We start from the raw sequence: 22,584 nt of genomic DNA on the forward strand, positions 1-22,584 counted from the left end.
ATGTTGCCCTTTAGATATTGGACATCGTACGGTTACCCTTCACGTGCACGCCCACCTGAATCTCCCGTGCATACTCGCCGTACTGGACCTCGGCCCTCAATACGCCGCGCCCGCTTCGCTCCGCGACCAGTGGCAGGCTCAGCAGGTTGCGGCCCTGCTTGAGCTGACCATGCCAGACGATTTCACGCTGCCCCGGGTGACCGGCCACTTCTACACCGGCGGGCAGGATTACGGTGAAACGCACGCCTTGCACAGGCTTCGAGGCATTGAACACCAGCCGGATCGTATCCTTGCCTTGTGCGAGCTGCACCGTCGGCGCCCCCCCTTCCTGAGCCTGCCGCTGCACGCCGATGCCAATAGCGATACCGGCGAGCAGGCTCGCGGCGACTGCCAGCCCTACCATGCGCTGGCGGATAGGCTTGCGCACCGAGGGCTGGCGCACGGCCCTTGCGATCGCACGATCGGCGAACCCGGCACGCATCGGCGGCACGGACAGCTTTCGCAGATCGCTCCAGACCCGTCGCTCCCAGCTCAACTGCTCACGGCAGGCCGGGCAGTAGGCCAAATGCTCATCCAGCTCGCGACGATCATCTGCAGAGATCGTGCCATCCAGATACCGATCAAAACGCCTACGATAGACTGGGCAGTTCATCGGTCATCCCCTCGTCCAAAAAATAGAGTTCCTTCTGACCCACCTTGCGAGCCATCAGGCTGTCCTTGAGCGCACGCCGAGCACGGAACAGGCGCGATTTGAGCGTCCCCACCGGAACATCCAGCGTTTCCGCCAGTTCGACCAGGCTGTAGCCCTCCACGTCATGCAGCATGAGCACCGCCTTCTGTTCCTCGTTAAGCGCCTCCATCGCCTCCATGATGTGCCCTTCGAGCAGGCCTCGTTCGACGGTGGTTTCCGGACCGGCCTCCGACGAAGCCATGCGATCCCAAACGCCGGTGCATCCTCCGTCATCCTCGGACTCGGCATGTAGATCCAGATGCCCGTGGGGGCTTCTTGCATGCCGGCGCCTCCCGTCGACGAACAGGTTGTACAGCGCGCGCATCAACCAAGGACGCAGCACATCGATCGCGGCCAGCTCCGTCGACTTCGGGTACAGTTTGATCAACAGATCCTGCACCAGATCCTCCGCATCGTCCTGATGTCCGGTAAACCGATAGGCCACCCGGTACAGGGTCTCGATGTGCGGAGCCACCAGCGCCTCGAAATCGTCGGGCGGCAGCGGTCGGCTAAACCATTTGCTGAGTCGTTGGCTGTTCATCACCTGTTGACACGGCAGATGTCTGAAAAAGGTTCCATGCCTGGTCCGCAGGACGGCCCGATCAATAGACTATCCGAATCAGCACATCATTCAAACTGATTGGTGGCCGGGATGAAGCCGCAAGGGCTCAGAAACCGGTCTTGACGCTGCCCAGATAAGCATCGGCGGGATAGCCCTGCCGCTCCCAGGTACCCGTGACCGGCTCGGCGGTGGCGACCACACGATCCACCCATTTCACCGACTTGTAGCCGTACATGCCCGGCACCACCAGGCGCAGCGGGAAACCGCCGCGACCAGGCAGCGGCTCGCCGGCGATACCGTAGGCCAGCATGACCCCACGCACCCGCGCCTGTTGTAGGCTGAGGCAGTCGACATACACGCCGTCGGCCGAATAAAAGGCGAGATAGCGCGCCTGCGGCAGCACACCGGCATGCGCCATCAAGGCCTCCACGGCGATCCCGTCCCAGGGCACGTCCGGCACGCTCCAGCCGGTGACGCAATGGAAATTGCTTCGAATCATTACCGGATCCAGTGCCCTGATCTCTTCGAGACGCATCGTGACCGGATGCTCGACCAGCCCGCCTATGGACAGCCGAAAGCCCACCGGATCGATCTCGGGGTAGATGCCGGTATAACTGTAGTGCTCGGGAAAGGCCCATTGCGCCGCCGCATCACTGGTGGCCATGCTGTCGACCCCGCCGGATGTCGGATCCGGCCTGCGCCGCATGCCGGCCAGCCCCAGCAGGCCAAAACTGGCGCCCACCAGCGACACGCCCATCGACAGGAAACGTCGCCGGGTGAAATCGACACGCCAGTTCAGCGGATGGCCGCTGCGTTGGAACGAGAAGGTGCGCAGAAACCCATGCACCAGCAGCCACGCCAACAGCGCATACGCCACCCAGCCATGCCAGCCGAAGGCGATGGCATTCCAGTACACGGGGAAGGTCGTGTCAAACCACAGCACGTAGCCGCTCACGCCGAGAAACAGACTTCCTGCGGACACCAGCGTCCAGTCGACGAGCCGCACGCGCCGCACCAGCCGCGGCGACGACAGCAGCGCAATCAGCAGGGCAACCAGAAAGGCCGTCCCCAGCCACACGTGCAACGCGTAGATGGTCTGCAGCCAGGGCAACAGCACCGCATGCAGATCGGGCAGATAGATCGCCACCCCGCTGAGCATCAGCACGATGAAGGACGCCAGCAGAAACACGTGGACGATGCGCAACGTCCACGGCCAGGTCCGCCGTCGCAACCAATCGCCGAGCGCCGGCCAGCGAACGGCCAGGGATTTGTGCGCCAGCAGGCCGATGCCCAGCAGGCCGAGCGGGACAAGACCCCAGAGATAAACAGGTGACGGCACGCTCATTGGATTCCCCCGGGTGACGGCCGCACGGCCGCGTTCAATCCTTAGACGTTTGAACGGGAAAAATATTACAGCGATTTAGTCGGTTATTTTTCACCCGTGGGCTTGCGCCCCTTGAGTCGCGCCAGAATCTCCTCGCGCGCCTCGCGCAGCATCGAGTCGCGATCCAGCGAATCGAGAATCTCGCGCACCATGCGCTTGGGCCCGCCCTCGCCCCAGGATTTGCCGGCCGCCAGATAACGTTCCGCCGCGCGGCCGACGACGTAGGTTGCGAAGTAGGCCACAGCGCCCTGCGCGGTACCCGTGGCCAGCGTGGAGAGGCCGCCGCTGCCCAGCTTGAGCAATCCGGCCACCAGGTTCAGCGTCCACGCCGTACCCATCAGCGCCGCGAGCTGTGCGGAGATCACCGCCACCAGACGGCCCGCCTCCACCCGCGAGAACGGCATGCCATAGACCCGGCTCAGGTGCACCACCATGCCGACATCCAGCATCACCGCCGCCACCAGATCGGCGCCCGGGATCGGATTGAAACCGACGGCCACCCCCTTGGACAGGCAATACAGGCGGATCACCCGTTCGCCGATCGCCTGCTTGGCCGCGAGGATGCGTTCGGCCACCCGTTCGCTCAGGCGGCCGGCGAAGAGACCGGCGTTGAGCGCCGCCAGAGTCTTGCCCTCGGCCTCGAGCACCGCCCACAGGCGCAGCTTGAGTTCGTCGACGTCGACCGGCGGACACACGCGTTCCTCGGTTTCGTGTCCCTGCGCATCCACGCGTATGCGGATGCGTTCGGCGGGTGCGGCGGAGGTAAGCACCAGCCGCTCCTCGGGCAGGCGGCCCAGCAGACGCGACAGCAATACCTGACGCAGGGTCGCGCGCTCGGCTTCGGTATAGCGGTCGGCCTTGTTCAGCACCAGAATCACCGCGCTCTGCTCGTGCATCACCCAGCCCAGAGCCTCGTGCTCGGCCGCGGTGAGGTCGCCGTCGACCACGAACAGCACCAGATCGGACTCGGTGGCCACCTCACGCGCCAGGCGCTCCCGCGCCTCGCCGGCCACCTCGTTGATGCCGGGCGTGTCGATGAGATAGACGCCACCGGCGTCGAAGGACTCCCAGCAGGCCTCCTCGCTGCGCCGGGTTTCGCCGTGCAACGGGCTGGTCGCAAAGCGCGGCTCGCCGAGCAATGCGTTGAGCAGGGCGGATTTGCCCACACTCACCCGCCCGAACACGGCCACGTGCACATGACCGTGCTCGATCTTGTCCAGCAAGCGCTGGACGCGCGCGTAGTCCTCGGCCAGTTCCTCGCGCACGCCGGCAGGCACGCGCTCGTCCTCGAGCAGTTCGCGCAGGCTTTCGCGCGCCAGCGCCAGGTGGCGCTCGCCGCCCTGCCCCGAGGTTACGTCTGCCCCCTCAGTCTCCGCGTCCGCGCTGATTCTTGACCAGCCACTCGGCCAGACGCCGCGCACGCGCTTCCAGATCTTCACCGAGCACCTCCCTGAATGCCTGGTCGACCGCGGTCTGATTCAGGCGACCGCGGGTTTCCAGTGTACGCGCCAGCGCACGCCCCAGCGCATCGAAGATCAACCCGTAGGCGATCGCCTGCACCACGCCGCCGACCACCGTGCCGAGGCCGGGAAAGGCCTTCAGGCCATTGCCCACCACGCTCAGCACCAGCGGCATCACCCGCCCGACCCGGGTCTGCACGCTCTTGAGAAACTGCTGGATGTCGATCGTCTGCACGGGAATCTCGTACAGCTCGCACAGCTCGCGCACCAGTGCCGTGCCGATGTAACCCTGCACCAGCACGTCCGCCCCCGGCGCCACCGTGGCCAGCGCCGCGAGGGCGGCCTTGCGCGAACTGGATCGGATCACCCGGTCGGCTGCCTGCCGCCGCCAGTCGCGCTCGGCCACCGCCAGCCTTTCGGCGGCGAGGGCGAAGATCGCACCGTCGCGCAGCCGTTCCAGCAGCTGCGGATCGCCGTCGACCGCACGCTGCAACGCATCGCGCAACGCCTCGACCTCCGGCGGCGCAGTGCGCAGCTCGCGCGTCTCGCCCCCGTCCGGCAAGGCCCGCAGCACCTCTCGCTGCGCGCCCGCACTGACCGCGACGACCGGCGCCGCCACGCCAGCCGCGGCGAGACGCTCGCGCAGACGCGCGGCCACGGTCTCCAGTTCGGCCGCGCCGTAGCGGTCGCTCTTGTTGAGCGCGAGCAGCAGCGGCTTGCGCAGCGCGGCCAGGCGTTCGAGCGCGGTCTGCTGGCTGCGCGTGAGGTCGCCGTCGGTCACGTAAACCACCAGTTGCGCGCGCCTCGCCTCCTCCGCGGCCAGCTCGTCCAGCTCGCCACCGACCTCGCCGGTGCCCGGCACGTCGGCCAGCACCAGCGCGTCGCCAGCCGGGCTTTGCCATCGGTAGTGACGCACCTCGCGGGTGACGCCCGCCTCGACGCCGACCTCCGCCTCGGCACCCGGAATCAGCGCGCGGATCAGACTGCTCTTGCCGACGCTGACCTCCCCGAACAAGGCCACATACAGATGGCCCGTGGCACGGCGCGCACCGAGTTCGGCCAACTCCGAACGTGCGGCGGCGACATCGATACCGCGCGCCTCGGCGGCCTGCAGACGCGCCTCCAGGCCGGTCTCGTCCAATGGCGCATCCGACAAGTCGGCGGACGCACGGCGGGGCGAACGCAACAGGCGGTAGAGCAGCCAGAAACCGGCGCCGAGGAAGACCACCAGCAGCACCCCGTAGGTCACGTAGACCCAGGGCGGCAGGGCCGACAGACGCTGCCAGACCCGCAGTGCGAGATCGGTGATCGCCAGCGACAGCAGGAGCGCCAGCAGCAGCACCAGCAGGAGGCCGAGTGCGAGCAACTGACGTAAACGAGGGGTCAGATTCATGCGCCGATTGTAGCGAGCCGCGGCGCCGGCGTCAGAGCGTGGGAAAATCCAGCGTCACCGCGAGTCCGGGCCCCGCATCGCCAAGACTCACCGTGGCGCCATGCAGCTGGGCAACGGCCTTGACCAAGGCCAGCCCCAAGCCGTTGCCGGGCGAACTGCGTGCGGCGTCGAGGCGCACGAAGCGCTGCATCACCCGTTCGTACTCCGCATCCGGGATACCCGGTCCGCTGTCGCTGACGCTCAATCTCACGTGCCCGCCTGTGCACGCCAGTTCCAGCCTGACGCGTCCACCGGCGGGCGTGTATTTAATGGCGTTATCCAGCAGATTGCCCACGGCCTGGGCGATCAGGTCGCGATGCCCGCTGACCCAGGCCTCGCCGCACCCGTCGATATCGAGCACGAGCCCCGCCTCCTCGGCGAGTGCGCCATAGAGTTCCCCCAGATCTGCAGTCAAGGCCACGAGTTCGACCGGCGAAAAATCCTTGCGACGCATGCCGGCCTCGGCCTGGGCGATGCTAAGCAGGGCGTTGAAGGTTTGAATGATGCCTTCAAGGTCCGCGACCGCCCCCTCGATCACCTCGCGATATTCGGCTGGCTCGCGTGCCTCCAGCAGGGCAACCTCAAGACGGTTGCGCAGCCGCGTCAGCGGACTGCGCAGATCGTGCGCGACGTTGTCGGTCACCTCGCGCATACCGCAGACGAGCTGGTCGATACGTCTGAGCATGGCGTTGAGCCGCTCTGCCAGCTCGTCGAATTCATCGCCACGCCCGGCGACCGGTATGCGCTGGGACAGGCGCCCAGCCATGATTTCGCCAGCAGCCTCGCTTACCGACTCCAGCCGGCGCAGCACGTTGCGCCCCATCAGCACGCCGCCAAGCAAGGACAGCAACGCAATCACGCCGACGCCCCAGGCCACCAGCGCGAAGGTGTGGTCGGCCAGCTGTTCCTCGCTGCTGAGCGCCTGGCCGATGAGCAGGGTCACGCCCTGCTTGAGCGGCGTGGCCAGGGTACGCACATCGACGTCGTCGTCGTCCGCGCGCTGCGGCTTGGGGATGCTCATGCTGTCGAGATTGATGTATCCGAAGCCGCCCGACCGCCCCAGCCCGTCCGGCCAGAACAGGAAGTTGCCCGCCAGATGCTGGCTGCCCTCGCCAAGCAGCAGCCAGAAGTGGCCGCCGGTCACTTCATCCCGCGTACGCCGGTTCACGGCCGCCTGGAGCGCCGACAGCCCGCCCTTGCGGTAATCGTGGATCAGCGCGTCGCGCTCGATGGCCAGCGCGGCATCCACCTGCGCGGTGATGTAGCGCGTGGTCGACCAGTAGATCACGCCCAGGGTGATCGCCGTCAGCAGACTGTAGAGCAGCACGTAGAACAGCGACAGCCTGAAGGCCGTGGTCTGGAACAGGCCGTAGCGGCGCGGCATTCGCCGTCTCAGCGGATTCACGCCAGCAACCCAGCGGACGGCAGCGCCTCAGTCCAGCGGGAGCTTGGCATCCCAGGTCTCGGTCAGTGCGCGTTTGCCATAAGCGAGGTGGGCGCGCACGCGCGAGGCCGCGTTGCCCTTCTGCTTGATCGTAAACTCCAGCCGCCAGTCACCGGTCGCCTCGTTCTTGGCCGTCCAGGATCTGATCAGCTTGGCGTCGCCGTCGACGGAGACCACTGGCTCGAGATGGACCCAGGCCGGCAGATCGTCGAGATCGCCGCCGCGAAAGTTGATCACGTAGGTCTCGTCGCCATCCGCCGCATGGCCGGAGCGGGTGCTGACTACATGTCCGAGCGGCGGCAGGGTCTGCTGGTCGCCCTGCCAGGCGATACGGTAGCTGAACTTCAGCTCCTCGCCCGGTTTGGGGCGATCGGCAGGTTCCCAGAAGGCGGTGATGTTGTCGTTGGTCTGGGTGCGCGTCGGCAGCTCCACCAGCACGACCCGGCCCTTGCCCCAATCGCCTCCGGTCGGCGTCACCCAGGCACTGGGGCGCTTCTGATACTCCATGCCCCAGGCCTGATAATCGGCATAGCGGCGCGCGCGCTGCATCAGGCCGAAGCCCTTGATCCCGTCGAATGACATCTCGTCCACGGCCAGGCGTTTGGGGTTGCGCAGAGGCATCCACAGCCAGCGTCCGTCGGCGGTCTCGATCGAGAGGCCATCGGAATCGTGCGCCGCACGCACCAGAGGATCGAAACGCGGACCGCCGTCGCGCCCCTGTAGATACATGCTGGTCAGCGGCGCGATGCCCAGGCGCTTGACGGATTTACGCACGAACAGCGTCATATCGACGTCCACCACCGTCTGCGTCCCCGGCTGCACCACGAAGCGATAGGCGCCGGCGAAACTGGGACTCGAGAGCAGGGCATAGAATTCCAGCTTATTCGCGCCCGGGCGGGGCGGAACGATCCAGAAATCGCGGAAATAGGGAAATTCCTCGGCATGGTGCGGCACCGCGGTATCCACGGCCAGGCCACGCGCCGACAGCCCCCAGGCCTGCCCCTTGCCCAGCGCGCGGAAGTAGCTCGCGCCGAGAAAAGAGAGAAACTCGTTGACCCCCGCCCCTTGGTTGAACGGGTAGTAAAGGCTGAAACCGGCCAGCGGCACCGGACCGGCGATCTGCTTGGCGACAGCCGTATCGAAATTGAAATCGCCAACCGGGAATTCCAGCGCTACCGGTTTGTCGCCCTCGAGCAGATGGATCTTCACGGCATGATGGAACAAATATCCAGCCGGGTAGAAGCTCGGATGCAGCAAGGCGGCATCGGGCCAGCCGGGCACCGCCCCCTTGAATCGCAGGCGTTCATAAGCCGGATAATCCATCCCGGTCAGCACCGTGGACACGGCCTTTGGCGGCTGGTAGGGATGCGCCGCGGCATTGCGCGCGCGCTTGACCAGGGTCGCCATGAAATCGGCCTCGGCTGGCTCGCTCACCGCGACCGGCCCGGTCGCCGGCGATGGCTGCGCGGCACGGGCTTCGAGGCTCGCAAACCGACGTTTGTAACGCGCCTCGTCCGCCGACAGACGGGCATCCGTGGCGGCCAGACGCCGGGCCAGGCGCGTCTGATCCGCGCTCATCGTCTTGAGGCGCGCATCGAGATCCGCCGCCAGCGCCTGGCGGGCCTGCCGCTCCGCCGCGACCTGCCCCTCAATGGTCGTACTATGAGCCAGGGCCGCGTCTGCCTTGGCAGACGCGCGTTCGACGGCCTGCGGCGTCGCGCAACCGCCGATCACCAGCACGGAGGCGCCCAGCACCAGCCACCGCATCGTACCGCGCGCGCGGCCCGTGCCCATCCCGTACCCGTCTTGCCTCATTCCGCCTCCTGTGTGACTGTCAGACGCCAGCGCTGCGCAAATTCCTCGCGTAGCGACCACACCCGCCAATGCAGCTCGCGCATGGCCGCGCCATCGACGAGCAGCTGCATGCGCGCCCGCCGGTCCAGCGCATCAGGCCCCTGCTTGAGCGCATCGAGCAGCAGCCTGCGGCGGCTTAGCGCCACCTCCTCGCTGATACTGCCGGTCCGATCCCGTAGCAGCGCGCAATGCATGGCGTTCACGCCGGGATCGACCACGGCGGCAACAAATCCGCCGCAACCACGCCCCGCACCGTCCTCGCGCTGCCGCGACGAGAGGGTTTGGAACGCTGCGAGCAGCGGCGGCGGCGTCACTTCCTCCGGCGTCAGCAGGATGCCGGCACGGCGTAGCGCGACGCCGGGACCCACCCGACTGGTCCAGACCGAAACGGGGATGGCGATCACCCAGGCGCCCATCACCGGAATCAGCCACCAGAAATAGCCTGGGCTGAGCAAATAGACTGCCGTCGCCCAGGCGAGGCCCAGCAGCGTGCCGGGCGCATGATGGCGCAACGCGTCCCGCCAGCCCGTGCTGGCATCGCCGCGCGTCTGGGTACCCCAGCGTACTTGACGGCCCAGCATGATGGCGAGCACGAACAAGGTATGAAACAGCATCCTGACGGGCGCCAGCACCACCGAAAACACGCTTTCCACGACGGCACTGGCCACCAGCCGCACGGGGCCGCCGAACTCGCGCGCGCGGCCGCGGATCAGGGCGACCAGCACCGCCAGCACTTTTGGCAGGAAGAGCACGGCGAGCGTGAAGCCGGCCAGGGTCACGGCCCAATGCGGGTGCCAAACCGGCCAGACGGGAAACAGCACGTGCTTGTCCGGAAAATAGTCCGGCGGTATCAGGGCGTGCAGCACCGCCTCAAGACTCGACAGCAGCAGAAACACGAACCACAGCAGCGAGGATACGTACGCCATGATGCCATTGAGAAACACGGCCCTGTGCGCCGGATTCAATCCGCTGGCGAACAGCAGGCGCATATGCTGCAGATTGCCTTGCGCCCAGCGCCGGTCGCGCTTGAGCTCGTCGAGCAGCGTCGGCGGGGCTTCTTCGTAACTGCCGTCAAGGTCGTGCGCCAGCCATACGCTCCAACCCGCGCGGCGCAGCAACGCCGCCTCGACGAAATCGTGACTGAGAATATCGCCGCCGAGCATGCCCTTGCCGGGTAGGCGCGGCAAGGCGCAATGGCGCATGAACGGCTCGATGCGAATGATCGCGTTGTGCCCCCAGTAGTGCCCCTCGCCGAGCTGCCAGAAATGCATGCCTGCGGAAAACACGGGGCCGTAAAGCCGGTTGGCGAACTGCTGCAAGCGCCCGAACAGACTGTTCTGGCGCACGGTCGAGGGCACGGTCTGGATCAGACCGACGCCGGGATTGGCGCGCATCGCATCAGCGAGGCTGGCCAGGGTCTCGCCGCTCATCAGACTGTCGGCGTCGAGTACCACCATGAATTCGTAATGCGCGCCCCAGCGACGACAGAAATCGGCGACGTTGCCGCTCTTGCGCTTGATGTTGTTGCGGCGGCGCCGGTAAAACACCTTGGCCGCACCACCGAGGCGCTGGCGCAGCCGTACCCAGGCAATTTCCTCGTCGACCCAGGCGTCGGGTTCGTCGCTGTCGCTCAGCAGGAAAAAGTCGAAGTCCTCGATGCGACCGCAGTCGCGCAACGAGCGGTACATCACCTCCAACCCGGCCGCCACCCGCTCAGGCTGTTCGCGGTAGGCCGGCATGATCACCGCGGTCCGCCCGCCGGCACGCCGATCCGCCGCCTCGGGCGGCGCAAGGGCGACCCAACGGCGCGCCCCGAACAGCAGCATCGCGGCCCCGAAGACCGAAGTCCACAGACCGATCGACACCCAGCCGAACAGCAGGCCAAAGACGATCGCCAACGCGTCGTCGATCAACGCAAACCCCGGATGCGGCAGGATACCCACCATGAATTCGCTGGCCACCACGCTGGGAATCAGCACCAGCAGCGCCAGCAGGGCACGCCGCCACAAGGCGGCACGTGCCCAGGGATAGGCGTGGGCGGGCGTTTCGTTCATGGCATCAGTCGTCCCACGATTCCGGCAGCATCGGGCGGCGGCGGATGGCAGGCAGCTCGAACAGGCTGTCGATCTGCAACGGGCAATCCGGCCTCTCGCCGCCTGTGTCGCTGGCCAGCCAGCGACACAGGCGGAACTCGGCATCCGCCAACATGCCGTCTCGGCCCGGCTCTCCGGCAGCCCAGTGGTCGGCCATCAGCATGCGCAGGCGTGCGAAGGCTTGCCCCGCATCCGCGCCGCCGCGCTGTGCGTGCGCGATCCATTCCGACGCCAGCGCCTCGGGTATCGACAACATCGAGAGATACCCACGCAGGCGACGCGCCAGATCCCGGCCGGCGGGCTCGTCGAGTTCGGCCCGATGCACGTGCGGACTCGAATCGGGGTCGTCGATCGGCAATTCCATGGCGTTGGCGGATTCCATCCGGAAGATTCCGGGGAGAGACGGCTATTCGATGGGGCCCAAACGGTAGCCGGCACCCCTCACGGTATGCAGCAGGGGCTGCGAAAAATCACGATCCATCTTGGCCCGGAGACGGGACACATGCACGTCGATCACATTGGTTTGGGGGTCGAAATGATAGTCCCATACGTGCTCCAGCAACATCGTTCGCGTCACCACGTGCCCCGCGTGCCGCATCAGGTATTCGAGCAAACGGAATTCGCGCGGTTGCAGATGGATGGCCTGTCCCGCTCGGGTCACGCGGTGACGGGCGCGATCCAGCACCAGGTCGGCCACCTCCAGGTGGTCGTCGACGGCCTGGTCGGCACGCCCCCGCCGTTGCAGGGCCTCCAGCCGCGCGAGCAGCTCGGAAAAGGCGTAGGGCTTGGCGAGGTAGTCGTCGCCGCCGGCCTTCAGACCGGTAACGCGGTCGTCGACCTCGCCCAGCGCGGACAGGATCAGTACCGGCGTGGCGCGACCGGCGGCGCGCAGCGCCGATATCAGGGAAAGCCCGTCAAGCCCGGGCAGCATGCGGTCCACCACGAGCACGTCATGCTCGCCGGACACCGCGCACGTCAGGCCATCCGAGCCGTCCGCAGCGAGATCCACCTCGTAGCCGCTTTCCCGCAATCCGCGCGCGAGATGGGCCGCCGCCTCCCGATCGTCTTCAACCACGAGTACACGCATGGGCGCATTCTACTCAAGCCCCGGGCGCGGCGCATTGCGATCCGTTAATTATTCGGTAATGACCGCAGCGGGGCGGTCGATGGCAAACTGAATGGGTTATTGCCCCGCCGGGGAAATCGTGTCACCAGACCTATAAAACGGCACACCACCCTAACCCTAAGGATGACCGCATGAGCTTCGCATCGAAATGGAGCCAACCGATACGCTGGCTGCACCTGGGCCTGTTTCTCACCATCACGGCGCAGCTGTTTCTGAGCCTGGTCATGGCCGGCCCCGACGACAAGCACCAGAGCCTGCTCGAACACAGCACGCTGATCGCCCACGAATACATCGGCCTGGTCGCCGCCGCCATCATTCTCGCGCACTGGGTCTATCTCGCGCTGGCCGAGCGCGTCACCTTCGAGCACCTGTTCCCCTGGTCTCGCGCCGGCCTCGCCGGCGTCTTCGCCGAGATCGGCGGGCTGTTGCGCGGCCGGCTGCCCGACGACAACGAACAGGCCGGCCTCGCCGGACTCATTCACGGCCTCGGCCTGCTGCTGGCCACCGCGATGGGATTCACCGGCACGGTCATGTACTTCCTGCTGCAGGCCGGCAAGATGGAAAGCACCGGCTACGACGTCGCCGTGTACATCCACGGCACGCTGGCCAACCTCATGTGGGCCTACTGGATCGGCCATGGCCTGATGGCGATCATGCATCAGCTCCTCGGCCATGACACCCTGCGCGGCATCTTCCGCCTGGGACGCTGATGTCGCGCTTCCCAGCAACGATTCTGCATGGGCTGGCGGCGATCGGCGTAGCCACGCTCCTGGGCGGCTGCGCAACCTACCGGCCGTCGCCGCTGCCCGTGCGTCCCGATCTGGCCGCCGCGCCCACGGACGCGCAGGGCGCACCGATAAAGGCCCTGAGTCTCGTGCAGGCCGCGCGCCGCGCGGTGGCCGACGATCCGTCCCTGCGCGCATCGCGCTTGAAGATCGGCGTCAGCGCCGCCGCCCTGTACCAGGCGGGACTGATCCCCGACCCGAGCTTCGGCTACAGCTTCGACCGCGTCACCTCGTCGGGGCCTGGTCTGGTCAACGCCTACAACGGCGGCCTGTCCGAGGATCTGAAATGGCTGGTCACGCGCGGCGCGCACATCGACGCCGCCCGCGCCGCACACCTGCAGCAGGTGCTGCAGGTCGCCTGGCAGGTCTGGCAGGTCAGCCAGCGGACCCAGCAGCTGTATGTCCGCCTCTGGTCATTGCAGCAACAGGCGCATCTGTTGACGCGTACCCGCCAACTGGAGCGGGCCCGGCAGCGGCATGTCGAGCGGGCGCTACGGCATGGCGACGTGACGCTGGATGCCGCCGCCGCCGACCTGGTCACCCTGACCAACACCGAATCCCAGCTTGCCCAGGTGCGTGAATCGATCATCACCACGCGCAGCACGCTCAACGGTCTGCTGGGCCTGCGCGCCGACGCGGCCTGGACCCTGACGGCGCCGCAGCCTGCGGCCGTTCCTGGCGCGCACGCCATCGACGCCGCACTGCGTGACTTGCCCCGACGGCGGCCCGACCTGCTCGCGCTGCAGGCCGGCTACCGCAGCGCGGACGATCGCTATCGCGCCGCCATCCTCGGCCAGTTCCCCGCGCTCAATATCGGCATCACCCGTGCCTCCGACACCTCAGGCATCAAGACCACGGGCATCGGCATCACGCTCAGTCTGCCCTTTTTCAACGGCAATCGCGGCCAGATCGCGATCACCCGCGCCACACGGCGCATGCTACGCGCACGCTATCAGGCCCGCCTGGACCAGGCGACCCGCCAGGCGCGCACGCTGGCCGCGCAACTGCGCACCGTCAGCGCAACCCAGCAGACCCTTGCCGACCGTCTGCCAGAACTGCGCCGGCTGGCCGCCAACGCCAGTCGCGCATTCGCCGCCGGCAACCTCGGCGGGGCAAGCTACATCGCCATCGAATCCAGTCTGATCGCCCGCGAGCGTGAAGCCATCCGCCTGCGCCAACAACGGATGGAAGATGAAATCGCGCTCGACGCCCTGCTCGGGCATGTGCCGACCGGGGCGCCCAAGCCCCCCTCAGCCACATGAAGTCCGCTACCGCCCGCAGCCTCGCATTCGCGTTCTGCGCCTGGCTGGGCGTCGCTTGCGCCCATGCGGACACAACCGCACAGGCAAAATCGACGCCGAGTGTGCTGATCCAGACCGGTCAGGTACGCCGCGAAGCGCTCGGCGCCATGCTTACGGTTTACGGACAAGTCGTGCCCGATCCCGAGCAGGTGACCGGCATCAGTGCCGCCCACGGTGGCCAGGTCACCCGTCTCTGGGTCGGCCTCGGGCAGCAGGTGACCGCCGGCCAACCCCTGCTGCAGCTGGCGACCGACCCCACCGCGCGCCTGGCCTTCGAGCAGGCGAAGGCGCAGGTGGCCTACGCCCGCAAGAAGCTCGCGCAGGTCAAGGGCCTGTTCGCCGAACAGCTGGCCACGCGTGCCGAGCTGGCCAAGGCCGAGCAGCAACTCGTCAATGCGCGCGATGCCCTGCGGGCCCAGCGCAGGCTGGGGGCCGATCGCGCGACCCAGACCCTGCGCGCGCCGCAGGACGCGATCGTCACCCAACTCAACGTCGCCCCCGGCGATCGCATCCGCGCAGGCGTCGCCCTGCTGGCGCTGGGCGCACGCCACCGCCTCTGGGTCAAACTCGGCATCGAGCCGGAGGACGTCGACCGCCTGCGCCCCGGCATGCACGTGACGCTGCAACCCGTATTCGGCAGCGCCCCGTCGTTCAAGGCCCGGCTGAGCCAGGTTCACGCCGTGATCAATCCGGCTACCCATCTGGTCGATGCCATTGCCCCCCTGTCCGGCCAGGCCACCCGTAACCTGATTCCGGGCATGTGGATGCGCGGCCACATCGCGCTTGCTCGCCGGACGGCGCTGACCGTGCCGCAGACGGCGGTGCTGCACGACGCGCGCGGCGCCTATTTGTTCGTGGTCGAGCCCGACCAGCATGCCCACCGGATCGATGTTGTCACAGGCCTTGAGGCTCGTGGACGAGTCGCCGTGAGTGGTCATGGAGTGCACGCGGGCCAGACCGTGGTCACCGTCGGCAACTACGAACTCCGCGACGGCCTGTCGGTGCGCACCGCCACGCCGCCGTCATGAGCGGGCGCGAACGCAGCTTCGCGGGCTGGTTGCTGGCTCACCGCCGCTCGGTACTGTTCCTGATGCTGCTGCTGGTGCTCGGCGGCATTTATTCCGCCCTGCGCATGCCCGTTTCCCTGTTCCCCGCCATTGCCTTTCCGCGCGTGGAAGTCTATCTCGACGCCGGCGACCGCCCGGCCAGCCAGATGGCGCTGGAAGTCACGCGCGTGGTCGAACGGGCCCTGCGCGGCGTACCCAAGGTCACCGCCATCAGCTCGGCCACCAGCCGTGGCTCGGCCGACGTCGATGTCCGCTTCAACTGGGGCACCGACATGCCGCGCGCGGTCCTGCAGGTGGAGGCGGCGCTCAATCAGGTGCTGCCGCGGCTGCCGGCCGGCACCCACTTCGAGGTCCATCGCATGGACCCGACCAAGTTCCCGGTGCTGGCCTACAGCCTGACCTCCACGCACCTGGGTCAGGTACAGCTGCGCGATATCGCGCGCTACCAGCTGGTGCCGCTGCTTTCCAGCGTGCAGGGCGTGCGCCGCATCGGGGTGATGGGCGGCAAGACCGCGGAATACCGCGTCACCGTCGATCCCGCGCGCCTCGCCGCCCTCGGCCTGTCCATGGGTGATGTCGAGCGCGCGCTCACCGCCGCCAACATCATCCGCGCGGTCGGCCGCCTGCAGGCCCACGACAAGCTGTTCCTGCTGCTCTCCGACACCCGCTTCAAGGACCTCGCCGAGATCCGCCACACCGTGCTGCGTACCGGCAAGGACGGCGTGGTGACGCTCGATGACGTGGCCACCGTGCGGCTGGCCACTCGCCCGCAATGGATCACGGTCACCGCAGACGGCCATCAGGCCGTGCTGGTGACCGTCTACCAGCAGCTCGGCGGCAACACCGTAGCCATCGACCGCGCGATCCAGGCGCGACTGAAATCCATAGAGCCGCGCCTGCCGGCCGATCTGCACATCCACCAGTGGTACAACCAGAGCGGGCTGATCCTCGATTCGGCGGGTTCGGTGCGCGATGCCATCATCCTCGGCGTGGTGTTCGCGACCCTGGTGCTGTTCCTCATTCCTGCGCAACTGGAAGCTCACTTTGATCGCGCTGCTGGTAGTGCCCGGCGTGCTCGCCGCCGCCAGCGCCCTGCTCTACGCGCTGGGCATGAGCTTCAACATCATGACCTTGGGCGGCATGGCCGCCGCGGTCGGCCTGATCATCGACGATGTGATCGTGATGCTCGAACACCTCGTCCGACGGCTGATCCAGCAGGGCCACGGCCCGCGCACGGTGCTCGACGCGGCGCGCGAATTCACCCAGCCGCTGGCCGGGTCGAGCACCGCGACGGTGATCATCTTCGTGCCGCTGGCCTTTCTCTCCGGCGTGACCGGCGCCTTCTTCAAGGCCCTGGCCCTGACCATGGCCACCTCGCTGATCATCTCCTTCCTGTTCGCCTGGCTGGCCCTGCCGCTGATCGCCGCCCGCCTGCTCGGCCCAAAGGACGCCCAGCACGACGCCGGCGGGCGCATCACCCGCGCCACCCAACAGGTATACCGGCGTCTGATGCAAGGTTTGATGCGTCGCCCGCTGTGGCTGCTCGCCGGACTGATCCCTCTGCTCGTCGCCGGCGCGATCGCCTTCGAGCACGTGCCCTCCGGCTTCATGCCACAGATGAACGAAGGCGGCTTCGTGCTCGACTATCAAACGCCGCCCGGTACCTCGCTGGCAGAGACCGACCGGCTACTCGACCAGGTCGCGCACATCCTGCGCACCACGCCTCAGGTCGACACCTGGTCGCGGCGTACCGGCACCCAGCTCGGCGGCGGGGTGACCGAGGCCAACCAGGGCGACTTCTTTGTACGCCTCAAGAGCCCGCGCGGACAGCAGGCGGTGATGGACCGCATCGCCCGGCGCATTCGCGACGACGTGCCGGGTCTCACGGTGCAGGACATGAACCAGCCGATGCAGGACCTGATCGGCGACCTCACCGGTTCGCCACGGCCGGTGGTCATCCGCCTGTTCGGCGACGACTGGCAGCAGCTCGTCAAGCTGGCACCGAAGGTGGCGGCACGCATCCGGCAGATCCGCGGGCTCAAGGAAGTGCAGGACGGGCTGGTAATCGCCGGCGACGCGCTCAATATCCGCGTCGACCGCGTCAAGGCCGCACTGGAGGGCCTGACGCCCGCTGCAGTCACCGCCCAGCTCGACGCCTACCTGAGCGGCGTCGTGACCACTCATATCCAGCAGGGCGAACAGATCATCGGCGTGCGCGTATGGACCGCAGAAGGTCTGCGCCAGAGCCGGCACCGCATCGAGCATCTGCTGCTGCGCGCGCCCGACGGCCACCAGGTGCCGCTGTCGCGCATCGCCACCATCCGCCGCGTGACCGGCGTGCCCGAGATCACGCGTTACGACCTCAAGCCGATGGTCGCCGTCTCCGCACGCATCGAGGGCCGCGGCTACGGCGGCGCCATCGCCCAGGTACGTCAGGCCCTGGCGGCGCCGGGGCTGCTGCCCAAGCACGTCTATTACACGCTCGGCGGGCTGTACAAACAGCAGCAGATCGCCTTCCACGCCCTCGGGCTTGTGTTTGCCGCCGCCGCCGCCCTGCTGTTCCTCGCCCTGCTGTTCCAGTACGAACGCTTTCGTGTTGCGCTGGCCATCATCAGCGCGCCGCTACTCGCGGTCTCGGGGGTATTCGTCGGCCTCTGGATCGGCGGTCAAACGCTGAACATCACCGCCTTGATGGGCATGACCATGATCCTCGGCATCGTCACCGAGGTTGCGATCTTCTATTTCTCCGAACTGGTCCTGCTCAGCGCCAGCCTGCCGCCGGCCGAGGCGTTGATCGAAGCCGGCGTCAATCGACTGCGACCGATCGCCATGACCACCTTGGCCGCCATCCTCGCGCTGCTGCCGCTCGCACTCGGCATCGGCCAGGGTTCAGCCATGCAACAGCCGCTGGCGGTCGCCATCATTGCCGGCCTGGTCGTGCAGATGCCGCTGGTGCTGATCGCGGTGCCCGTGATCTTCCGCCGCGTCTTGCGCGCCCGCCCGGAGGAACTGTTATCCTAATGCCCCAAATTCACTGGGCTTATCAATACGGGGCGCACGCACGAACCGCGAATCGGTTATCGTAATGCGCACGGCGCCCATACACATGACGACAAGGCAGGCGAGCGCATGATCCAAGGCCGAGGGTTCTGGCACTTCGCACGCGAGTTCATCGCCCACCCGCGCCAGACTGGCGCCCTGTTCCCCAGCTCACGCGCACTCGCACGCCGCATGGCCGGGCAGGTGCCGGAGGGCGAAGGCATCGTCATCGAGCTGGGTCCCGGCCTCGGCTCCGTCACCGCCGCCCTGCTCGCGCGCGGCGTCCCCGCCGAGCAGCTCTGGGCGATCGAATATTCCCCCCGCCTGGCGGCCCAGCTGCGGCAGCGCTTTCCCGGCGTGAACGTCATCGAAGGCGATGCGCGCCATCTGTCGCGGCTGATCGAACCGCGGCCGGAGCGGATCCGCGCGATCGTCTCCAGCCTGCCGCTGCGCAGCCTGCCCAAACCCACGGTACACGCGATCTTCGGCGAATTGCGCAAGGTCGCCGCGCCGAGCACGGTTTTCGTGCAGTTCACCTACCATTTCCGCAGCGCCTGCTCACGCCTGCCGATGGACTTCGTGCCCTGCCACCGCAGCTTCGTGCCGCTGAACCTCCCGCCCGCACGCGTGGACGCCTATTGTTATCAGAAATAGCCTCGCCTAGGCGCAGGAGGATATCGACATGCGACTCTACGACCTCGAAGTCTCGGGCAACTGCCACAAGATCCGCCTGATGCTGGGATTGCTGTCCCTGGACTACACGCTGCAGTCGCTGCAGCGCGACGACACCACCAGCGAATCCTTCCTCGCCATCAACCCGCGTGGGCAGGTACCCGTGCTGGAAGACGCCGGCGAAATCGTCTGGGACTCGATGGCGATACTGGTCTATCTGGCACGCCGCTACGGCAGTCCGCAGTGGCTGCCGGAAGAGCCGCTCCCGCTGGCTCGCGTCATGCAATGGCTGGCGGTATCGGAAAACGAGATTCTCTACGGCCTGGCCCGCGCCCGCGCAGTGCTCAAGATGGGACGCCCCTTCGATCTCGCGGAATGTCAGCACATGGGCCGGCGCGCACTCGACATTCTGGAGGCCCATCTCGCAGACCGCGAATGGCTGGCCTCCGAAGGACATCCCACCATCGCCGATGTCGCCTGCTATCCGTATGTCGCGCTGTCGCCGGAGGCCGGCCTGCCGCTGGCCGGCTATCCCGCGGTCCGCGCCTGGCTGGGGCGCCTCCAGGCGCTGCCGGGATATGTCGGCATGGCCGGCATCGACGACTACTGAGCGCGGCTCACTCGTCGTACTTCGGCGTCGCGCTGATGCGGTGAATGCTCAGGTCCGCGCCCAGGTACTCCTGTTCCTGGGTCAGGCGAATGCCGACGGTCAGCTTCAGCGCACCATAGACCGCCAGCCCGCCGCCGAAGGCGATGGCGACGCCCAGCCCGGTCCCCACGAGCTGTGACCAGAAACTCACACCGCCGGTGCCGCCCAGCGCCTTGAGGCCGAAGATGCCGGCGGCGATCCCGCCCCAGGCGCCGCACAGCCCATGCAACGGCCAGACGCCGAGCACGTCGTCGATGCGCCAACGGTTCTGCGTCAGCGTGAACAGCCAGACGAAAAGCCCCCCGGCCACGGCGCCGGTGATCAGGGCGCCGATGGGATGCATCAGGTTGGAGCCGGCACACACGGCCACCAGCCCCGCGAGCGGGCCGTTGTGCACGAAACCCGGATCGTTGCGCCCGGCGAGCAGGGCGGCCAGCGTGCCGCCGACCATCGCCATCAGGCTGTTGACCGCGACCAGGCCGCTGATGTCCTGGATGTTCTGCGCCGACATCACGTTGAAACCGAACCAGCCGACAGTGAGTATCCACGCACCCAGCGCGAGGAAGGGGATGTTCGACGGCGGATGCGCGTAGATCTCGCCCTCGTTGCCGTAGCGGCCATGACGCGGGCCGAGCATGAGCACCGCCGCCAGCGCGATCCAGCCGCCCATGGCATGCACCACCACGGAGCCCGCAAAGTCGTGGAACGGATGGCCGAAGTGCGCCGTGAGCCAGGCCTGGAAGCCCAGGTTGTCGCCCCACGTCAGCCCCTCGTAGAAGGGATACACCAGCGCCACCAGGACGAAGGTGGCGGCAAGTTGCGGATAGAAGCGTGCGCGCTCGGCGATCCCGCCGGAAACGATGGCCGGAATCGCGGCGGCGAAGGTGAGCAGGAAGAAGAAACGCACCAGCCCCCGGCCGTTGTCCTGGGAAAGCTCGCCGGCTGCATGCAGGAAATTGGTGTGATAGGCAATCGCGTAGCCGATGAAGAAATAGGCCAGCGTTGAAATCGAAAAGTCGGCCAGAATCTTGACCAGGGCGTTGACCTGATTCTTGCGTCTGACCGTGCCCACCTCGAGGAAGGCGAAGCCCGCATGCATGGCCAGCACGAGGACGGCGCCGAGTAACAGAAACAAGGTATCCAGAGCCGGGGTGAGGTTGTTCATCGCATATGCACCGATAGCCGCCCAAAAACGCACTATATTAGTGCATAGACGTTAGCTTGCACAGATTAAGTGCAATCCCGGATCTGCATCGTTGCGATACCTACATGGGCGTTGAAGATGGATACCGCCAGCGGATTCGTTCATCGAGGACTGAAGGATCTCGGATGGCGATTGACCACGCACAAGGCTGTAGTGACCGCTCTTGGTACTAGTCAGGATTAGCAGCACACGACCCCAAGCTGCCAGTTCCTTGTACGTGACGCGCTGTCGGTTCCAGGCTCAACAGCAGCCGTTCAACGCCAAGGGAAAGACGCGCGTGCTTTTTGCGCGTCGACCTTGACCCGCTTGTTAGCTTGCGCCAATGAATAGGTGACAAAAAGTATCATAATCAATGATTTCTATATTATGGTACCTTCGTTGTGCCTGCTTTACTTCTTCTGGCGATGAATTTTCCCAGCTGCCTACAACAAGTACCAGTTTTGGTTCTTTAACCTCAATACCATATTTCTCTTTAGCATGCTTCGCATTCTTAGGATAAGTAAAATACTCTTCATAATTTACAAGTTGCGCTACGCCTTCCTCGACATAATCTATGAATCGCCTTCTCTTTCTACCGCCTTTAGTAACATTTTTCTTTGCTAAAGCTGCCGTTTTGAGGTCGTAGATATCATAATATCCATCGGGCCTCCGAACTAACAAATCTGGGTTTATCGCAACATCCTCACAAGTACCATCATGTTCCAACCACTGTAAATATGGTTCGTATTCAAAATGCTCCGTTTTAAATGCGCTCTTTATTATTTCTGGGTGTAGCTTGAGGAACTCTCCAATTGTTGTTTCATGTAGCCCAGGTAATAGATACATGCTTTGTAGCTGTCCGGCTACTATAAGCTGTTCTTCAGGCTTGCCTTGAATGGTATGAACACCTTTTACTTCTTTTTCTTCTAAGCCTTTCTTGAAAAATTCAACCAACTTAGGCTTTGTGACTGTGCTTTTAAAAATATACGCAGCCAATATGTTTTTACACCTATATAAATGGCCCAGCCTATTTACGAGGATACTGTTTTCTATTAAGCAAGATTCGAAATTCTCCCCAAAAGAGAAAACGCTACCCTTACCACCAGTCCTATTAAGCTTTGACCCGTAAAGCTCAATTGTAGGAAAACGTTTTTCTAAAGCTTTGAAATCTGCTTTTTGCGCTAAACATAAAAATCTAAAACCATGATTACTACCATCCATGTGCACTAAAGGGTCTGGTTCAGAATCATCAAATTGACTTAGATAACGATAAATTGATTTTTCTTTATGCCTTTTAACGGTCAAGCCATTAAATATTTTCGTCACCCCAACAAGCTCCGCGACATAAAATCCTGAGCAGTTTGTAACTAGTAAGATATTTGGATATAAAACACTACCGCCATTTGAATCTAAGTTTCCATTGGCTTGCATTGTTGAAACGTATGCAAGATATTGCACCCAAATAGACTTAGTCTCTGTTACAAACGTTTCGAATATCATTATTATCCTTAATTCGACAAGTAAGCTAACAATAAATATAGAGACCCACGAAAACAGAGATTAACCAGCTGATTCTTCATCACTTTATCATTACCTCTATCTCTATATGCATGTATGAATACGGGGACACAACGCTAACGCCCATCCAGAGTTAGACTAACGACTGGTTCCCGCTGTAATCCTGCCGCCCAACGGGTTGATATGGCAGGAACATGAACGACCGGATGTAGCTGATTGCGGAAGTCTCGATAATTCAAACCAGTCATTTGTTTGAGACATCAAGCACCCCATGCATTGCTCACA

At 65.0% G+C, this 22,584-nt stretch carries 18 protein-coding genes and 1 pseudogene; 7 read left to right on the top strand and 12 right to left on the bottom strand.

Features of this window, described 5'->3' with window-relative positions:
• Positions 1–10 precede the first annotated feature (10 nt).
• The 10 genes from THPRO_RS06270 to THPRO_RS06315 form a co-directional block, all read right to left on the bottom strand.
• Complete coding sequence (locus THPRO_RS06270; RefSeq protein ID WP_082954479.1) at positions 11–652, bottom strand: anti-sigma factor family protein; 642 nt, start codon at positions 650–652, stop codon at positions 11–13.
• A complete protein-coding gene (locus THPRO_RS06275) occupies positions 630–1,271 on the bottom strand; it encodes an RNA polymerase sigma factor (protein ID WP_052064185.1) in 642 nt (213 codons plus the stop codon). The genes THPRO_RS06270 and THPRO_RS06275 overlap by 23 nt, the downstream gene beginning before the upstream one ends.
• A 127-nt stretch (positions 1,272–1,398) precedes the next feature.
• Positions 1,399–2,637 carry a molybdopterin-dependent oxidoreductase gene (locus tag THPRO_RS06280; protein ID WP_082954480.1) on the bottom strand — a complete coding sequence of 413 codons (1,239 nt, stop codon included), beginning with the start codon at positions 2,635–2,637 and terminating at the stop codon, positions 1,399–1,401.
• An 83-nt stretch (positions 2,638–2,720) separates the two neighbouring features.
• Positions 2,721–4,115 carry a GTP-binding protein gene (locus tag THPRO_RS06285; RefSeq protein ID WP_236717262.1) on the bottom strand — a complete coding sequence of 465 codons (1,395 nt, stop codon included), beginning with the start codon at positions 4,113–4,115 and terminating at the stop codon, positions 2,721–2,723.
• Entirely contained in the window at positions 4,042–5,529 is a 1,488-nt protein-coding gene (locus THPRO_RS06290) for a GTPase (protein WP_065089364.1), read from the bottom strand. Before THPRO_RS06290 ends, THPRO_RS06285 begins: the two co-directional genes overlap by 74 nt.
• A 31-nt stretch (positions 5,530–5,560) precedes the next feature.
• The gene (locus THPRO_RS06295; protein WP_038088490.1) at positions 5,561–6,952 is read right to left on the bottom strand and encodes an ATP-binding protein; all 1,392 of its coding nucleotides are present in this window, start codon (positions 6,950–6,952) and stop codon (positions 5,561–5,563) included.
• Positions 6,953–7,000: 48 nt separating this feature from the next.
• Complete coding sequence (locus THPRO_RS06300; RefSeq protein WP_082954481.1) at positions 7,001–8,827, bottom strand: glucan biosynthesis protein; 1,827 nt, start codon at positions 8,825–8,827, stop codon at positions 7,001–7,003.
• The gene (gene mdoH, locus THPRO_RS06305) at positions 8,824–10,920 is read right to left on the bottom strand and encodes a glucans biosynthesis glucosyltransferase MdoH (RefSeq protein ID WP_038088493.1); all 2,097 of its coding nucleotides are present in this window, start codon (positions 10,918–10,920) and stop codon (positions 8,824–8,826) included. The genes THPRO_RS06300 and mdoH overlap by 4 nt, the downstream gene beginning before the upstream one ends.
• A gap of 4 nt (positions 10,921–10,924) precedes the next feature.
• A complete protein-coding gene (locus THPRO_RS06310; RefSeq protein WP_038088496.1) occupies positions 10,925–11,341 on the bottom strand; it encodes a hypothetical protein in 417 nt (138 codons plus the stop codon).
• A gap of 24 nt (positions 11,342–11,365) precedes the next feature.
• Positions 11,366–12,046, bottom strand: a complete 681-nt coding sequence (locus tag THPRO_RS06315; RefSeq protein WP_038088499.1) for a response regulator transcription factor — start codon at positions 12,044–12,046, stop codon at positions 11,366–11,368.
• Between the two features lie 170 nt (positions 12,047–12,216).
• Between THPRO_RS06315 and THPRO_RS06320 the strand changes: the two genes are divergently transcribed.
• From THPRO_RS06320 to THPRO_RS06345, 7 genes and pseudogenes are all read left to right on the top strand, one after another.
• The gene (locus tag THPRO_RS06320) at positions 12,217–12,795 is read left to right on the top strand and encodes a cytochrome b/b6 domain-containing protein (protein WP_065089365.1); all 579 of its coding nucleotides are present in this window, start codon (positions 12,217–12,219) and stop codon (positions 12,793–12,795) included.
• On the top strand, positions 12,795–14,132 hold the full coding sequence (locus THPRO_RS06325; RefSeq protein ID WP_052064190.1) for a TolC family protein: 1,338 nt from the start codon (positions 12,795–12,797) through the stop codon (positions 14,130–14,132). The genes THPRO_RS06320 and THPRO_RS06325 overlap by 1 nt, the downstream gene beginning before the upstream one ends.
• Complete coding sequence (locus tag THPRO_RS06330; RefSeq protein ID WP_052064191.1) at positions 14,129–15,199, top strand: efflux RND transporter periplasmic adaptor subunit; 1,071 nt, start codon at positions 14,129–14,131, stop codon at positions 15,197–15,199. The genes THPRO_RS06325 and THPRO_RS06330 overlap by 4 nt, the downstream gene beginning before the upstream one ends.
• A 62-nt stretch (positions 15,200–15,261) precedes the next feature.
• Positions 15,262–16,197 (top strand): annotated as a pseudogene (locus tag THPRO_RS17485) (efflux RND transporter permease subunit); the annotation flags it as partial.
• A gap of 85 nt (positions 16,198–16,282) precedes the next feature.
• Entirely contained in the window at positions 16,283–18,259 is a 1,977-nt protein-coding gene (locus THPRO_RS17165) for an efflux RND transporter permease subunit (RefSeq protein WP_201786947.1), read from the top strand.
• Between the two features lie 108 nt (positions 18,260–18,367).
• Positions 18,368–18,931, top strand: coding sequence for a class I SAM-dependent methyltransferase (locus THPRO_RS06340; RefSeq protein WP_065089366.1), 564 nt, complete (start codon positions 18,368–18,370; stop codon positions 18,929–18,931).
• Positions 18,932–18,959: 28 nt separating this feature from the next.
• Positions 18,960–19,559: a glutathione S-transferase family protein gene (locus THPRO_RS06345; protein ID WP_038088502.1), complete on the top strand. Its 600-nt coding sequence runs from the start codon at positions 18,960–18,962 to the stop codon at positions 19,557–19,559.
• 7 nt (positions 19,560–19,566) lie between these two features.
• Here THPRO_RS06345 and THPRO_RS06350 read toward each other — a convergent pair whose 3' ends face one another.
• Positions 19,567–20,763: an ammonium transporter gene (locus THPRO_RS06350; RefSeq protein WP_065089367.1), complete on the bottom strand. Its 1,197-nt coding sequence runs from the start codon at positions 20,761–20,763 to the stop codon at positions 19,567–19,569.
• Between the two features lie 348 nt (positions 20,764–21,111).
• A complete protein-coding gene (locus THPRO_RS16240; RefSeq protein ID WP_082954482.1) occupies positions 21,112–22,281 on the bottom strand; it encodes a Shedu anti-phage system protein SduA domain-containing protein in 1,170 nt (389 codons plus the stop codon).
• Between the last annotated feature and the right edge of the window lie 303 nt (positions 22,282–22,584).

Origin of the sequence: Acidihalobacter prosperus (assembly GCF_000754095.2) — a bacterium.
GTDB lineage: Bacteria > Pseudomonadota > Gammaproteobacteria > DSM-5130 > Acidihalobacteraceae > Acidihalobacter > Acidihalobacter prosperus.

What these genes read in the sequence shown, in the direction of transcription:
- THPRO_RS06270 (WP_082954479.1), bottom strand. Translation starts at nt 652, where the DNA reads ATGAACTGCCCAGTCTATCGTAGGCGTTTTGATCGGTATCTGGATGGC.
- THPRO_RS06275 (WP_052064185.1), bottom strand. Translation starts at nt 1,271, where the DNA reads ATGAACAGCCAACGACTCAGCAAATGGTTTAGCCGACCGCTGCCGCCC.
- THPRO_RS06280 (WP_082954480.1), bottom strand. Translation starts at nt 2,637, where the DNA reads ATGAGCGTGCCGTCACCTGTTTATCTCTGGGGTCTTGTCCCGCTCGGC.
- THPRO_RS06290 (WP_065089364.1), bottom strand. Translation starts at nt 5,529, where the DNA reads ATGAATCTGACCCCTCGTTTACGTCAGTTGCTCGCACTCGGCCTCCTG.
- THPRO_RS06295 (WP_038088490.1), bottom strand. Translation starts at nt 6,952, where the DNA reads ATGCCGCGCCGCTACGGCCTGTTCCAGACCACGGCCTTCAGGCTGTCG.
- THPRO_RS06300 (WP_082954481.1), bottom strand. Translation starts at nt 8,827, where the DNA reads ATGAGGCAAGACGGGTACGGGATGGGCACGGGCCGCGCGCGCGGTACG.
- mdoH (WP_038088493.1), bottom strand. Translation starts at nt 10,920, where the DNA reads ATGAACGAAACGCCCGCCCACGCCTATCCCTGGGCACGTGCCGCCTTG.
- THPRO_RS06310 (WP_038088496.1), bottom strand. Translation starts at nt 11,341, where the DNA reads ATGGAATCCGCCAACGCCATGGAATTGCCGATCGACGACCCCGATTCG.
- THPRO_RS06315 (WP_038088499.1), bottom strand. Translation starts at nt 12,046, where the DNA reads ATGCGTGTACTCGTGGTTGAAGACGATCGGGAGGCGGCGGCCCATCTC.
- THPRO_RS06320 (WP_065089365.1), top strand. Translation starts at nt 12,217, where the DNA reads ATGAGCTTCGCATCGAAATGGAGCCAACCGATACGCTGGCTGCACCTG.
- THPRO_RS06325 (WP_052064190.1), top strand. Translation starts at nt 12,795, where the DNA reads ATGTCGCGCTTCCCAGCAACGATTCTGCATGGGCTGGCGGCGATCGGC.
- THPRO_RS06330 (WP_052064191.1), top strand. Translation starts at nt 14,129, where the DNA reads ATGAAGTCCGCTACCGCCCGCAGCCTCGCATTCGCGTTCTGCGCCTGG.
- THPRO_RS06340 (WP_065089366.1), top strand. Translation starts at nt 18,368, where the DNA reads ATGATCCAAGGCCGAGGGTTCTGGCACTTCGCACGCGAGTTCATCGCC.
- THPRO_RS06345 (WP_038088502.1), top strand. Translation starts at nt 18,960, where the DNA reads ATGCGACTCTACGACCTCGAAGTCTCGGGCAACTGCCACAAGATCCGC.
- THPRO_RS06350 (WP_065089367.1), bottom strand. Translation starts at nt 20,763, where the DNA reads ATGAACAACCTCACCCCGGCTCTGGATACCTTGTTTCTGTTACTCGGC.
- THPRO_RS16240 (WP_082954482.1), bottom strand. Translation starts at nt 22,281, where the DNA reads ATGATATTCGAAACGTTTGTAACAGAGACTAAGTCTATTTGGGTGCAA.